This window comes from Nisaea sp., assembly GCF_039990255.1.
In the GTDB taxonomy this organism is placed as follows: domain Bacteria; phylum Pseudomonadota; class Alphaproteobacteria; order Thalassobaculales; family Thalassobaculaceae; genus Nisaea.
Genome location: NZ_JBDXGG010000004.1, coordinates 53,053 through 68,335, shown reverse-complemented (window position 1 = coordinate 68,335; position 15,283 = coordinate 53,053). Strand labels below are relative to the sequence as shown.

Sequence of the window (15,283 nt, the reverse complement as noted above, 5' to 3'; positions counted from 1 at the left end):
GGCGACAGAAAGAGCACTCAGGTCGAGATACCCTGACACTCTCAAGTTCCGCAAACCGGATCTCGTCACATGTCTCTGAAAATAATCGGTTCTTTTCGGGGTAAACCCGACGTTGCCGATTCCCCGGATAAAACTTGACAGTCCGGGGGGGTATACCCCTACAACCCGAACAAGGCGTTCTATTAAGGAAAACCGGTGTCGGACACTAAGCATATAATTGACAATTCACGCTCAGTTTTAACATCCGCGTGGGCTGACATTATTGACGGCTTGAACATGTTCCCGCTCTGGGGCCGTCTCGGTTGGACGGACATCCTGCAGCGCTACCGCCGTTCAATACTTGGACCGCTCTGGCTTACGATCAGCATGGCCGTGATGATTGCGGCCCTCGGGTTTTTGTATGCCAGCCTCTTTAAGATGGATATCAATACATACTTGCCTTTTTTGACCATAGGTTTTGTTCTGTGGCAGATGATTTCCGGTATCCTGCTGGATGGCTGCACTGTTTTTATCGGCGCTGAAGGGGTTATCAAGCAGGTAAATTTACCTCTATCACTGCATGTTTACAGAGTTCTATGGCGGAATTTTTTGACGTTCCTGCACAACGCGGTCGTTATTCTTGCCGTCATTGTTATTTTCGATGTCCCTGTTGATTGGAGCAGTCTGTTCGTTCTGGCGGGGCTTGCGATTTTGATCCTAAACGGCATTTGGGTCGCATTGCTCTTGGGGCTGCTCTGCGCGCGGTTTCGGGACCTTAACCCTATTATCGGCAGTATTGTTCAATTGAGCTTCTTCGTGACGCCGATAATCTGGAATCCCGTTCTTATCCCCGACAAGAAATTCATCCTGTTTTTCAATCCGTTTTTTCATTTTGTAGAGAGTGTCCGAGCGCCATTGATGGGCGGCGCGGTGCCGGTGGAAACATGGCTGGTTCTGATCGGAATTGCTGTCGTCGGGTGGGCTATTGTTATACCGACGCTGGGCGTGATGAAGCGCCAGCTTGTCTACTGGCTCTGACAGGATTGTAGAAAATGGCCAGCATACAGCTTGATAATGTCAGCGTTGATTTTCCGATTTTCAATGCCTCTGCCCGTTCGGTTCGGCTCGGCCTCTTGGACAAGGTCATCGGGGGACGCCTATCCAAAGGCAAGAAGCGCGGAACAAGTGTTCGGGCGCTGGATGAGGTTTCGATCACGTTTGAGAAAGGTGACCGTGTTGGTCTGGTTGGCCATAACGGCGCCGGTAAAACGACGCTGCTGCGGGTCCTTGCTGGCGTTTATACGCCAACGAGCGGGCATATCAGATGCGAGGGACGCATCGCGCCGCTGTTCGATATTTCACTGGGCTTTGATCTCGAATCTTCGGGCTACGAAAACATTATTCTGCGTGGATTGTTCCTCGGACTGTCAAAAGCCCAAATAGAGGCCCGGGTCGATGACATCGCAGAGTTCACCGAGCTGGGTAATTACCTGGATATGCCGCTACGAACATATTCGAGCGGCATGCTGTTGCGATTGGCATTTGCCATCGCGACTGAGATCGAGCCCGAGATCATCTTGATGGACGAATGGATCGGCGTTGGGGATACACAATTCGTTGAGCGGGCCAAGGCACGGCTGGACGATTTTATCCGCGGTTCGAGCATTATGGTTTTGGCCTCGCACTCTGAGGAACTAATTCGTGCCACATGCAACAAGGCGATCTTGCTTGGTCAAGGTCAAGTCTTGGCCGTCGGCTCGGTTGAGGACGTGTTCCATCATTATCATTTTTTCGGAACGAGCCATTTTTTCGATATAGAGCAGTATATCGACATGTATCCAGACCTGCAGGAAGCTATGTCGGAGCCAGGAATGGCGCCATGGATGCATTTCATCCGGTACGGCATTTTTGAAGGGCGTTCACCGGGACGCGGGATCACAATCGAAGCATTTGCGAATGACACTGTCTTTCAGCGTGCTCTTGCCGCCCATGACGGGTTGTCCGCAGCGGAGCGGATCGAAGAGATAGCGCCGTTCCTGGAAACATTTAGGCCCGCCCAGGAATGGAAACCTGCTCGAAACTTGAAATACCCTGAAAACTTTGTTCCTGCCCAGGATTGCCCTCTCATTACTCCCAACGAGGCGCGACGTTTGTATCCAGATCTCGCGTAACGCGCGGGTAAAAGTCCCGGTTCACCATCTTCTGGCTGCTATCATCTTTCGGCGGCACGGAAGAATTGACGGCCGGGATTTTGCGCAAGAGATTGCAAGCCGGTCAAAATGCATCGGATGCTCAACGTAGCCTTGGTTCCAGCGCCGGCACTTTAACAAGATAAAATCTGTATGTGGACGCTTGCTTGGCACTGCCCTTGCGTCAAGGTTTTTAAGGCATCCATCAACGCGTGAAGATAGAGTGTTCATGGTATTCTATCTCCTGTGAACTTAAGGTTCTGCGCCAATGAAAGTTCTGTTCGTTCATCAGAATATGCCCGGTCAATTCAAGCATCTGGCGCCGGCTCTTGCGAGTGATGGGCATGAAGTCGTTTTCCTGACAAAGCCGCGCAAGCCTGGCCTCCCTGGGGTTCGCAAGGTCGAGTACGATCTGCATCGCCAGGCCGGGCAGCCACCGCACCGGTATTTTGATCGTTACGAGGATCAGATTCTGCATGCTCAGGGAGTGGCGAAGGCTTGCGTCAAGCTACAGGAATCCGGCTTCGAGCCGGATGTCATCTGTGCCCATACAGGATGGGGCGAGGCCATGTTCCTGAAAGACGTTTTTCCGGAGGCTCGGCTTTTGGGCTTCAATGAGTTTTTCTATCGGGCGCATGGCACCGATACCGATTTTGTGGACAAGAAATCGAATATCGACCGTGACTGCCGGACCCGGACCAGAAACGCCCACATGCTGTTGAGCATGGCGGCGTCCGACTGGGGGTATGTCCCGACCTATTGGCAGTGGTCCACGCACCCGAAGGCTTTTCGGGAAAACATGACGGTAGTGCATGACGGGATAGACACGGATGCCTGCGTCAGGGACCCGGATGCCTATATCGACCTCGCCGACGGACGCCGCCTTACTGCCAAGGATGAAGTGGTAACCTATGTGGCGCGCAACCTTGAGCCCTATCGCGGTTTCGATGTGGTCGCCCGGTCTCTTGAGAAAATTCTGAATGGCAGGCCGAACGCTCACGTTCTGATCACCGGAGGCGAAGACGTAAGTTATGGGAACGGTCCGGGCTATGCCGAAAGCTGGAAAGATGCCCTGATCCCGCATCGGTCGCTCGATACTTCGCGGCTTCATTTTCTGGGGCGCCTACCGTATGAGGAATTCGGCCGGATGCTGTCGATCTCCCGGGCGCATATCTACATGACCTACCCTTTCGTCCTGTCCTGGTCGATGCTTGAGGCCATGGCGAAGGAATGTGTCGTGGTGGCGAGTGACACGGCTCCCGTACGTGAGGTTGTTCGGAACGGAAAGAACGGCATTCTGGTCGAGTATGGCGATGCGGACGCGCTCGCGACGGCTGTTGTCGGCGCGCTCGCGAAAGGGAAGAAGCTCGATCGCGTGCGCAAGGCTGCGCGCAAGACCGTGGTTGAGCGCTACGATCTCACGCGCGTATGCCTCCCGCAACAAAAGGAAATGGTCGAGAAACTTGGTCTCGGTGAATCACCCCGCCCGACTGACACCATTCCAGCCGATATCTCTAAGGCCTTGGGGTGGGATGTGACGCGCACGAGTGATCTGACACTATGGTCAGAGCTGGGCAGGTGAGGCAGATCCGCATCGCCGAGGCAGAACGTTCTGCGCTCAAGGCGCGCGCCGGACCGCATTTCGCACCGGTCCTCCCGATCTGTCGCGCCGTCCTCTATGAACGCAATGATTTTTATGTTTGGTTTTGACTCTTTTCGAGTTCGGCAGGTTCCAAGTGTCGCCAGTACCCGTATGCGCAATTCAATACCATCCTGACGCCTACCGGGCGGACCGTCCCCGCCTCAAGGGGCGACACTCCGCAGGGGCAGGCTTCCTGACAGGGATGTTCCAGCATGGCCGCGCGGATCAGCTCGTAAGCGTTACGAGGAATGACAATCACGCAGCCGAGTTTGCTGCGATGGCGCGGCAGCGTGACCCGAACAACAGGCCGGTCAAAGGGGTGGACTCGATGCTGCGGGCCGGGCCCTCGGCAGAATGTCTGATGGTCGCCGGCCCCTCGTTCGATGAGGTTGCATGGGAACGCCGAGCTGGGAGCCAGCGCGCTTACAGCCTCTGTGGCGTGACCCACACGCTGTCGTCCGACCGGATTATTGCCAGCCTGTCGAATTACCTTCTGTTACCGCTCCAGCCATGGGACGCGCTCGTCTGTACATCGCATGTCGCGCGCGACGTGGTGATGCGCACACTGGAGAACTACGCTGAATATCTTGGCCGCCGGTCCGGGATGCAGATCGAAGCGGCATTGAAACTGCCGGTCATTCCTCTCGGCGTGGATGGTGACCGGTATGCAGCGAACGATGCTGCCCGGCAGATGATGCGGGAGAGGATTGGCGCTGCTGCGGAGGATTTCGTTATCCTTTTCCTTGGCCGATTCACCTTCCATGCCAAGGCGCATCCCGTGCCGATGTATCTCGCAGCGGAACAGGCGGCAAGACGGATGCCGGGGCGGAAGGTTCATCTCGTCATGGCGGGGCAGGCGCCGAACGATCGAATCATGGCAATGTACAAAGAGGGGGCGGAGCAGTTCGCGAAGACAGCATCCGTCCATTTTGTCGATGGTGAGGACGACGAGCTTGTGGGGGCTTCTTGGCAGGGTGCCGATGTTTTCCTCTCTCTTTCAGACAATATTCAGGAAACCTTTGGTTTGACGCCAATCGAAGCGATGGCGGCGGGATTGCCGGCGGTTGTTAGCGACTGGGACGGCTACAAGGATACGATCATCGATGGCGAGACGGGCTTCAGGGTTCCGACTGTAACTCCGGCAGCGGGCCATGGCGTCGATCTGGCTGTCCGCTACCAGACCGGCCGGGACAACTATGACCGCTTCATCGGGCGCGCTTGCATGATGACGTCCTGTGACCTCGATGCGGCGGCGGACGCTTTGGTCCGATTGGCGGAAGATCCAGAGTTGCGTGCAAGGATGGGCGAGGCGGGCCGCGCCCGTGCCAGGACGCATTACGACTGGTCCGTTATCATCCGGTCTTACGAGGATCTTTGGCTGGAGCTGAGGGACATTCGCGCAAAGGCCCCGGAAGTCGCGCCGCGCCAGCCTAACGAAACGGCCAGTCCGTTCTATCCGGATCCTTTCGATGTTTTTGCTCCGCATCCGAGTTTTGTTCTCGGGGCCGAAACTGTTGTCGCCGTTGGAGGCGGCAAGGGGGAAGCGGATTTCCAGACAATTCTCAGTCACGGGTTCTGTACCTTTTCACAAGAACACATGCTTCCGAGAAAGCAGGTGGCTGCGTTGCTCGACAGAGTGTCAGAACGCGGAGTTGTCACTGTCGGAGAGATCGAGCAATGGATCGATGGCCGGGGATTGTCTGCACTGCACCGTACGTTGCCTTGGTTGGCCAAGTTCGGCCTCATCAAATTGAGTGAACAATGAAACCAATCGATCTTCGCACCCGTTCGAAACTCTTCAGAGGTGCTAAAACCGCTCTCAAGCATATTGCTGAAGGCAAGTTTGATGAAGCCCAAAAGGCGACTGCGGATTTGCTTAAGGAGGCTGGGCAGACCGCCATATTGATGGGCGTGGAAGCCAAAGCGGCATGGGCGCAGAAGAATCCGAAAGCGGCGCGTCAATATCTTGAAAAAGGCCTGGAAATGTCTGTTGTTGGCGATCTGGTCTTTAACCGGATTGCTGTTGAGTTAGGGCGGCAGATAGGTGATGACGCATTTTTTGAAACTGTGCTGCGGGTTGCTCTCAAGACTACGCCGAGCGACGCGGAAATACGGTACGCTGCGGCGGGCTTTTGCTATCGCAAAGGCGTGATTCCGGCGGCGCGGACGCATTATGAGGCGGCTGTAAATCTGAAGCCCAGATTTGTGCCTGCCATGCGCGATCTTGGCATTTTCTATTACGAAATAGGTGAAAAAGACCGCGCGCTCCGCGTTCTCCGTCGGGCCTGTGAATTCGATCCGAAGCTTCGGGAGTCCCTTCTGGAGTTGGGGAATGCCCGGTATCGTGTCAAGAATTACAACGGGGCGGCGGTCGTTTATGAAACGGTCACCCGGCTCGAGCCGGATTACTCCCCGGCCTACTCAAATTTGGGGTCAGCATACCGCCACAGTTTGCAGTTCCGGAAAGGTGCGCAAACTCTCAAGCGGGCGCTGTTGGCCGAGCCGGAGAATGCTGGTGGCTACTACAATCTTGGAAATTTGGAGAAAGAGGCGGCTAACCTGAAGCCGTCGATCACGGCATTCCGCCGTGCTGTGGCCTGCCGACCGGGGGAAGCGACATTCCATTGGAACCTGGCACTCGCCTTGCTGGCGGACGGCCAGCTCGGCGAGGGGTTCGACGAGTATGAATGGCGCTGGGAGACGGAGTCATTCCCGACCAAGAAGCGAGATGTAACCCAGCCGGAATGGGATGGTTCTCCGCTTGAAGGTCGAACGCTATTGGTTGTGTCTGAGCAAGGCATCGGCGATGCCCTTCAGTTTCTCCGTTTCGTGCCGGAGGCTATCAAACGGGCGCAGGCGGGCGCCAAGAAAGGCCGTGTTCTTCTCGAAGCGCATGACGAGATTCTCGACGTTTATGCCTATTACAAGGACATGGTTGAGCTGGTCCCGCGGCGGCCCGGGAAGGAGCCGGACTTCGATTGCCACATCGCACAATTGTCTCTGCCGAAGCTCCTGGGTGTAAAGACAACCGAAGACCTGCCAAAAGCGCCTTACATCAATTCGATCTCCCCGGACCGCTTTCCTGTTCCGGACCTTGATCCGGCCAAACTGAATGTAGGCGTGGTCTGGGGCGGTAACCCGGCCTTCCCCGGGGATGATATCCGGTCTTCGAAGGTCGAGTATTATGAACCGCTTTTCGGGCTCGATGGCGTGCAGTGCTACAGCCTGCAGAAGGGACCCCGAGAAGCCGATCTTGCCGACGCTCCACCCTCGCTCATTCCGTTGAGCCGGGATATCAAATCATTCGCCGACACGGTCTCCATCGTCCGCCAGCTCGACGTGACCGTGACCACCTGCACGTCGGTCGCCCATCTTGTCGGCGGTATGGGCTGCCCGGTCTTTGTGCTGCTGTCTCACAACCCGGACTGGCGCTGGCTGCAGCATCGCGACGACAGCCCTTGGTATCCGTCCGCGCGCCTGTTCCGGCAGGCCAAACCGGGTGACTGGCCGGGTGTCATTGAGAAGATCGGCGTCGCGCTTAACGAAATGCGAAAAGCGAAGACCTCCTGATGAAGAAAGTCCTGTTTGCCTGGGAGCTGGGTGACGGGCTTGGTCATGTCAGCCGATTGCTGCCGATAGCGAACGCCCTGAGGGTTCGCGGCGTCGAGTGTGCCTTTGCTGTTCGCAATCTGGTCGTCACGCATTCAATGATCGTGCGTGAGGGACACAGAGTTTTCCAGGCCCCGTTTGTGACGCCATACGCGCCGCCGGATGTACGGGGTAAAGTGATCGCGTCCATCGGGGACGTCCTGGCGACTGTCGGTTATATCGAGCCGGACAAACTGACCGCTCTAACCGATGGGTGGGCTGCGATCATCGACAGTTTCGACCCCGACCTTGTGATTGCAGATTATTCGCCGACGGCGGGGCTCGCCGCTTTTGGCGAGAGGCCAGTGGTACCGATAGGGGACTGGTTCACGCTGCCGCCGGGAAACTGGTCGGAGTTCCGGACGTTCAAGGATGCGCCAAACCGGGTCGACCCGGAACGTCTGTTGGAAACCGTACATGAGGTACAGCGCCGTCGCGGCAAGGCACTTCCTGACCGGGTTCCCGCGCTGATGCATGGTGCCCGCAATTTCGTCGTGACGGTTCCTGAATTGGACCCCTATCAGAAACACCGTGTGGACACGGAGACTTCCCCGCTACAGCCGCTGCCTGCAGCTGCCAGCAGGCAGCCGGAGCAGGACTATTTCGCTTATCTCTCCAATGGTTATGCGGGAACGCCGAAAGCTCTGGAGGCTCTGGCCCGGTCGAACTGGAGCGGCGAAATCTATCTACGCGATGCGAACGATGAGATCAGAAGCCGGTGGCGCGATCGCGGATTGACGATACACAACGCGCCCCGCCCGATAGAACAGGCGGTGGAACGTGCCCGGGTTGTTATCCATCATGGCGGCATCGGGACGTTGGAGCAGGTGATGGCGATCGGCCGACCGCAATGCATCGTGCCACGCCATTTCGAACAGCAAAAGAACAGTGAATATCTCGGCAAGACCGGCGCTGCCACCGCGATGAAAAGCGGCAACAGGTTCCAGCCCGAGCATATAGCGCAGGCGATCACGGCCACCCTCACTGAGGAACGGTTTGCCGAGAATGCCAGGATCGCAGCGGCGGACCTTGAGCGCCGAGGGCCATTCAATCTGTATACCCGGATCACGGACTATGTCTTGGCAGTATTAAACGCACGCTGAAGACAAAGATCTTCCGGTCAAGACCTGACCACCGACAATTCGCTCGATAGCCCCCGCACGTCGCCAAACCCGCCCGCTCTTGGTCGCGATATCTGGTCGCGCACCCGGTGTTCTTTTGCCGACCGGCAAACCCGTCTGCGAAATCGGTTCGACTTGACTCCTGAAATTTAGAGATATAAAAACATAAAGACATCTTTATATGATTGTGTTTAACCGAACTGGTTAACTGACCCGATGGAAACTTTGTTACAGGGCCTCCGAGCCGTCTCCGAGCCGACGCGATTGCGCATCCTGATGCTGTGTGCGCATGCGGAGTTGTCCGTGACGGAGCTGGTGCAGGTTCTGGGGCAAAGCCAGCCTCGGGTCTCTCGTCATCTGAAGCTGATGGTCGAGGCCAATCTGCTGGAACGCCATCAGGAAGGCAGCCGGGCCTTCTACCGGATGAGCGAGGACAGCGATGTGTCGGATCTCGCCCGCATGCTGGTCGACCTGACGCCGGATGATGACGATGTCATCTCCGTCGATCTGGAGCGGCTGGACGAAATCAAGCTGCAACGCGCCCAGGTGGCTGAGGAGTATTTCCGACGCAATGCCCAGAACTGGGAGGATATGCGCGGTCAGCATATTGATGACGAGAGCGTCGATGCCCGTCTGAAACGCCGCATCCTCAGCGCGCCGGTGCGCGATCTTCTGGATATAGGCACCGGTACGGGCCGCGTCTTGCGCCTTGTCGGTGAGGATGTCCGGGCTGCGGTCGGTGTCGATAATTCCCGCGAGATGCTGGCAATTGCCCGCAGCTATCTCGATCAGGAAGTGCTGCGGAACTGTCAGGTCCGGCATGCGGACATGTATCGCCTGCCATTCCCTGCGCACCGGTTCGATGCCGTCACGGCAAACATGCTGATGCATTACGCCGACAGTCCGGCGGACATGGTGCGCGAGGCAGCGCGGGTTTTGCGCCCCGGCGGCCGTTTGGTGCTGGTCGATTTTGCCTCTCATGACCTCGCGGACTTGCGGGAACGCCATGCCCATCGCTGGCTCGGGTTTTCCGATGCCGATGTGGAGCGGTTGTTCGCAAAGGCCGGCCTTGAAATTCAGGACGTCGAGAGGATCGACGGTGGAGACCTCACAGTGTGTATCTGGACCGGTAAGAGCCGGATTGAAATTGCCAACGATCTTGTGGCGGAGGCGCTCTGATGACCGATAATCTTTCTGTCAGTTTTGAATTTTTCCCGCCCTCCAACGAAGCTGCCGAGGCGCGCCTCTGGAACACGGTCGAAAAGCTTGCCCCCCTCGGCCCGGCCTTTGCCTCGGTTACCTATGGGGCTGGCGGAACCACGCGGGAACGAACTCTGAAAGTGGTGCAGAAACTGAAGAGCGACGGGCGTATGGAGCCCGCCGCGCACCTGACCTGTGTTGGTGCCGACAAGGCTGAGGTCGACGGCATTGCCAAAGGCTGGCTTGAGGCGGGTATCACCCGGCTGGTCGCACTGCGTGGCGACCCGCCTCAGGACTCAGGTCGCTATCAGCCGCACCCGAATGGGTATGCGAATGCGGCGGATCTGGTCTCCGGCCTGCGCAAGATCGGTGATTTCGATATTTCCGTCGCGGCCTATCCGGAAGCACATCCGGACTCTGCGTCAGAGGTGGCGGATATCGCCAACCTCAAGGCAAAAATCGATAATGGCGCGAACCGTGCGATCACCCAGTATTTCTTCGATGTTGATCTGTTCCTGCGCTTTCGTGACAAGGTCGCAGCGGCTGGTATCGATGCACCGCTGGTACCGGGCATCATGCCGATCACGAACTTTGGACGGATGGTGAACTTCAGCAAGCGCTGTGGCGCGTCTGTTCCGGATTGGCTGTTTGAGCGGTTCGAGGGGCTGGACGAGGATCCGGAGACGCGCGAGCTGGTTGCGGCAAGTACCGCTGCTGATCTCTGCCACCGGTTGATCGAGGAAGGTGTGTCTGACTTCCATTTCTACACCCTCAATGTGCCGTCGCTGACCTTCGCGACCTGCCATCTGCTCGGCATGCGGCCGAACCTGTCGGAGGCCGCATGACGGGAGTGGGAGAGCGCATCCCGCACGCTGCTCCGGCGCCGGCCTCGCAGCTTGCGCGATGGGTCGGCAAGAGCGGCTGTGTCGAGGCGCTGAATATTGAGCGACCGAAGCTGGTCATGAAGGTGCATCGGCGTTTCGTGAAAGCGGGCGCAGAGGTGCTTTTCACCAATTCCGGCGGCGCTGCTCCGCAGCTTCTGCGAAGTTTCCGCATGTTCGACGAGGCTTTCGCCGTCAGCTATCTCGGCGCCGAGCTGGCCCGGACGGTGGCGGACGAAGCGGCCCATCAGGTGCTGGTGATCGGCGATGTCCGCTTGCCGGCGAGGGTTCCGGTCACGGGCTTCATGACGGAGGACGAAATCGAATCCGCCGCGCGCTGCCTTGTCTCCGCGCAAGTTGCCGGTGGTGTCGATGCGGTGCTGATTGATGTCGCGGCCCGTCCCGCGCATGTCGCGGCGGCGATTAACGGGGCGCGCTGGGGCATGACGGAGGCAAAGCAGAAGGTTCCCCTGATGCTTTTACTTCGCCCTGCATTGCATCCTGGCAAGTTTGACCGTGACCAGATCCATGAAGACCTCGCCCAGGCGGCCACGCTTGCCGCGACCATGCAGGTTGCGGCGATCGGTGTGAATCCCGGCGATATTCCCGAAACTGCCCCGGCACTGCTGGAGCACGTGTTGCCGTACTGGAAAGGGGCCGTGGCTCTCAGTCCGGCTGCTGATGCCATTACGGTGCGGACGCTGTGTGAGGACCCGTTGCTGGGCGGGCGTCTCGCCTATCTGCCGTCCTCCTCTCCGCGCGATCTTCGCCGCATTATCAAAACAAGCCTGGGGGCCACGACGCTGGTCCGGAGACGGAAAAGAAAATGAATCGGGAAGACCGGATCAAAGCTTTCGAGACCCTGCTCGGCGAGCGCATCTTCGTGATGGATGGTGCCATGGGTACAATGGTGCAGGGCTATAACCTGGACGAAGCCGGCTATCGCGGTGAGCGCTTGGCGGGGCATGGCTCCGACCTGCGCGGGAATAACGATATACTGAACCTGACCCGACCGGAAATCGTCGAGGAAATCCATCAAGCATATTTCGAGGCCGGTGCCGACATCGTCGAGACCAATACGTTCAGCGCGACCACAATCGCCCAAGCGGATTATGCCGCCGAGGATCTGGTTTATGACCTGAACTTCGAGGGCGCACGGCTTGCACGGAAAGCCGCAGACCAAGCCGAGGAAGATGAGCCGGGCCGGATCTGTCTTGTTGCCGGTGCGCTTGGCCCTACCAACCGGACCGCGTCCATCTCCCCGGACGTCAACGATCCGGCTTTCCGGAACACGAGCTTCGACGAGTTGGCCGGAGCCTACAAGGAAGCCGCACGCGGTTTGATCGAGGGCGGTGCCGATCTGCTGCTGGTGGAAACCATTTTTGACACGTTGAATGCGAAGGCGGCTCTCTTCGGTATCGACGAGCTGGCGGAAGAGACCGGTATCCGGTTGCCGCTAATGATCTCCGGCACAATCACCGATCTTTCCGGCCGCACACTCTCGGGCCAGACACCTGAAGCTTTCTGGAACTCGGTGCGCCACGCCAAGCCAATTAGCGTCGGGCTGAATTGCGCCCTGGGGGCACATCAGCTCCGCGGTTTCCTGGCGGAGCTTTCCCGCGTCGCCGAGACTCGCGTCAGTGCTTATCCGAATGCCGGTCTGCCGAATGCTTTTGGCGGCTATGACGAAACCCCCGAAGAGACCGGCAGCGAGATTGGCGCTTGGGCCAGCGACGGGTTGGTCAATATCGTCGGCGGTTGCTGTGGCACCACGCCGGATCATATCCGGGCCATTGCGGAGGCTGTGATGGACATACCGCCCCGTGACATTCCAAATCCGCCGCGACGTATGCGGCTTTCCGGCCTTGAGCCGTTCGAGGTGCCGGCATGAGTGATGAAACAGTAGTGACCGAAACCGGCGCCCGCTTCGTCAACATCGGCGAGCGTACAAACGTTACCGGCTCCGCCCGCTTCAAGCGGCTGATCCTTGAAGGCGACTATGAAACGGCGCTGGACGTTGCCCGCCAGCAGGTCGAGAGCGGCGCCCAGATCATCGATATCAACATGGACGAGGCGATGCTGGATTCGAAAGCGGCGATGATCCGCTTTCTGAACATGATCGCGTCCGAGCCGGATATCTCGAAGGTTCCGGTGATGATCGACAGCTCGAAATGGGAGATCATCGAGGCAGGCCTTAAATGCGTTCAGGGCAAATCGGTGGTGAATTCCATCAGCCTTAAGGAGGGTGAAGAGCCGTTCCTGCGGCAGGCTCGGCTGGTCCGGCGCTATGGCGCCGCCGTCGTCGTCATGGCTTTTGACGAGGAAGGGCAGGCGGATACCGCCGACCGCAAGTTCGAGATCTGCAAGCGGTCCTACGATCTTCTTGTCGGGACTGTCGGTTTCGCCCCCGAGGACATTATTTTCGACCCTAATATCTTTGCCGTAGCGACGGGGATCGAGGAGCATAACGATTACGGTCGGGCCTTCATCGAGGCAACGCGACGAATTCGGACAGAGCTTCCGGGCGCGCATGTTTCCGGCGGCCTTTCGAACCTCTCCTTCTCCTTCCGGGGGAACAATTCCGTCCGCGAAGCGATCCATGCCGTCTTTCTGTTCCATGCCATCAAGGCGGGCATGGACATGGCGATCGTCAATGCGGGTGCTCTTCCGGTTTATGAGGATATCCCCGAAGATCTGCGTGAGCGGGCCGAGGATGTGGTTCTCAACCGCCGCGAGGACGCCACCGAGCGCCTGCTGGAAGTTGCCGAGAATTTCCGCGGCCAGGCCAAGGCGAAGGAAGCGGATCTCACCTGGCGCGAACAGGATGTGTCGGGCCGGCTCTCTTATGCCCTGGTGCACGGTATCACCGACTTTATCGACGAGGATGTCGAGGAGGCGCGGCTTTCACTCGGCCGCCCGCTGGACGTGATCGAAGGCCCGCTGATGGCCGGCATGAATGTCGTCGGCGATCTGTTCGGGGCGGGCAAGATGTTCCTGCCACAGGTGGTCAAGAGCGCGCGGGTGATGAAGAAGGCGGTCGCGATCCTGCTGCCTTACATGGAGCAGGCGGCGGACGGCAAGGCCCGGTCGAACGGCAAAATCCTGATGGCGACCGTCAAAGGCGACGTTCACGATATCGGCAAGAACATCGTCGGTGTCGTCCTCCAGTGTAACAATTACGAGGTCATCGATCTCGGCGTCATGGTGCCGTCGGCCAAGATTCTGGAAACCGCCAAGGCGGAGAAGGTTGACGCTATCGGTCTGTCCGGCCTGATCACGCCGAGCCTGGAAGAGATGGCTTATGTTGCTTCGGAGATGAAGCGGGAAGGCATGACATTGCCGCTGCTGATCGGCGGCGCGACTACGAGCAAAGTGCATACCGCCGTCAAGATTTCCCCGAATTATGACGGGCCGGTGGTCTATGTCACCGATGCATCGCGGGCGGTTGGTGTGACTGGGAATCTGTTCTCGGCCAGCAACAGCCAGAATTTCGCTGGTGAAGTCTCGAACGAATACGAAAAGATCCGGGCACATCACGCTCGCGGCAACAGCGGGGCGAAACGCCTAAAGCTAGAAGAGGCGCGGGAGAACGCGACCCAGATCGACTGGAGCTCCTATCAACCGCCGAAGCCGTCTTTCCTTGGAACCAAGGTCTTCGATAATTACGATCTCACCGAATTGGCCGACCGGATCGACTGGAAGCCATTCTTCCAGGCTTGGGAGCTGCATGGCAGGTTCCCGGACATCTTGGATGATCCCAAAGTCGGGGAGACGGCGCGGTCACTCTATGATGACGGGCGCCGCATGCTCGACCGGATGATCTCCGAGGGCTGGGTCCGGGCTCGTGCGGTTGTCGGCTTCTGGCCGGCCGCTGCGGACAAGGACGATATCGTATTGTTCAGCGACGATAGCCGCGCCGAGCGTCGAAGCGTGCTGCATACGCTGCGTCAGCAGCGTATTCACAGCCGCGCGGACCGGGCTAATCTGGCGCTGTCTGATTTCATCGCGCCGCAGGATACCGGTGTGGCCGATTACATCGGTGGCTTCGTGGTGACGGCTGGTAAGGAGTTCGACACGCGGGCGAAGCTTCTTGAAGCCGAGCACGAGGATTATGACGCGATCCTGATGAAAGTGATCGGCGACCGGTTGGCCGAGGCCTTTGCCGAGCGCATGCATGAGCGGGTGCGGACCGAATTCTGGGGCTATGCTCCTGGCGAGACCCTGAGCAACGAGCAGCTCATCGCCGAGGACTATCGGGGTATCCGTCCGGCGCCGGGTTATCCGGCTTGTCCGGACCATACGGAAAAGCCCGAACTGTTCCGCCTGCTGGACGCTGAATCGGTTACCGGTGTGTCGCTGACCGAAAACAATGCCATGTGGCCGGCTTCCTCCGTCTCTGGGCTCTATTTCTCGCATCCTGAATCGCGCTATTTCGGCCTTGGCCGGATCGGCCGTGATCAAGTTGCCGACTATGCCGTGCGCAAGGGAGCTTCAGTGCAGGAAGTCGAGCGCTGGCTGGCCTCCAACCTCGACTATGACCCAAAGGCTGTAGCTGCGTAGCTTCAGGGATTCCCGTCTCTCTTCAGACGGGTTAGGTTCTGGAGCTATGTTCGTGCAAGAGCC

11 protein-coding genes are annotated in these 15,283 nt (G+C 58.3%); all 11 read left to right on the top strand.

What is annotated here, in order from left to right; all coding sequences use genetic code 11:
- The first annotated feature begins 195 nt into the window (after positions 1–195).
- The 11 genes from ABJ076_RS00925 to metH all read left to right on the top strand — a co-directional run bounded on the left by ABJ076_RS00925 (position 196) and on the right by metH (position 15,220).
- Positions 196–1,017, top strand: a complete 822-nt coding sequence (locus tag ABJ076_RS00925) for an ABC transporter permease (protein WP_348188379.1) — start codon at positions 196–198, stop codon at positions 1,015–1,017.
- 14 nt (positions 1,018–1,031) lie between these two features.
- Positions 1,032–2,150, top strand: coding sequence for an ABC transporter ATP-binding protein (locus tag ABJ076_RS00920; RefSeq protein ID WP_348202574.1), 1,119 nt, complete (start codon positions 1,032–1,034; stop codon positions 2,148–2,150).
- Between the two features lie 286 nt (positions 2,151–2,436).
- On the top strand, positions 2,437–3,750 hold the full coding sequence (locus tag ABJ076_RS00915; protein WP_348188375.1) for a glycosyltransferase family 4 protein: 1,314 nt from the start codon (positions 2,437–2,439) through the stop codon (positions 3,748–3,750).
- Positions 3,751–4,087: 337 nt separating this feature from the next.
- Entirely contained in the window at positions 4,088–5,575 is a 1,488-nt protein-coding gene (locus tag ABJ076_RS00910; protein ID WP_348198638.1) for a glycosyltransferase family 4 protein, read from the top strand.
- Complete coding sequence (locus ABJ076_RS00905; protein ID WP_348188371.1) at positions 5,572–7,380, top strand: tetratricopeptide repeat protein; 1,809 nt, start codon at positions 5,572–5,574, stop codon at positions 7,378–7,380. The genes ABJ076_RS00910 and ABJ076_RS00905 overlap by 4 nt, the downstream gene beginning before the upstream one ends.
- Positions 7,380–8,561, top strand: coding sequence for a nucleotide disphospho-sugar-binding domain-containing protein (locus ABJ076_RS00900; protein WP_348188369.1), 1,182 nt, complete (start codon positions 7,380–7,382; stop codon positions 8,559–8,561). Before ABJ076_RS00905 ends, ABJ076_RS00900 begins: the two co-directional genes overlap by 1 nt.
- Before the next feature lie 234 nt (positions 8,562–8,795).
- Entirely contained in the window at positions 8,796–9,758 is a 963-nt protein-coding gene (locus tag ABJ076_RS00895; protein WP_348188367.1) for a metalloregulator ArsR/SmtB family transcription factor, read from the top strand.
- On the top strand, positions 9,758–10,624 hold the full coding sequence (gene metF / locus ABJ076_RS00890; protein WP_348188365.1) for a methylenetetrahydrofolate reductase [NAD(P)H]: 867 nt from the start codon (positions 9,758–9,760) through the stop codon (positions 10,622–10,624). The genes ABJ076_RS00895 and metF overlap by 1 nt, the downstream gene beginning before the upstream one ends.
- A complete protein-coding gene (locus ABJ076_RS00885) occupies positions 10,621–11,490 on the top strand; it encodes a homocysteine S-methyltransferase family protein (RefSeq protein ID WP_348188363.1) in 870 nt (289 codons plus the stop codon). Before metF ends, ABJ076_RS00885 begins: the two co-directional genes overlap by 4 nt.
- Positions 11,487–12,551 (top strand): homocysteine S-methyltransferase family protein, encoded by a 1,065-nt coding sequence (locus tag ABJ076_RS00880; RefSeq protein WP_348188361.1) that lies wholly within the window; start codon positions 11,487–11,489, stop codon positions 12,549–12,551. Before ABJ076_RS00885 ends, ABJ076_RS00880 begins: the two co-directional genes overlap by 4 nt.
- A complete protein-coding gene (gene metH, locus ABJ076_RS00875; protein ID WP_348188359.1) occupies positions 12,548–15,220 on the top strand; it encodes a methionine synthase in 2,673 nt (890 codons plus the stop codon). The genes ABJ076_RS00880 and metH overlap by 4 nt, the downstream gene beginning before the upstream one ends.
- The last annotated feature ends 63 nt before the right edge of the window (positions 15,221–15,283 follow it).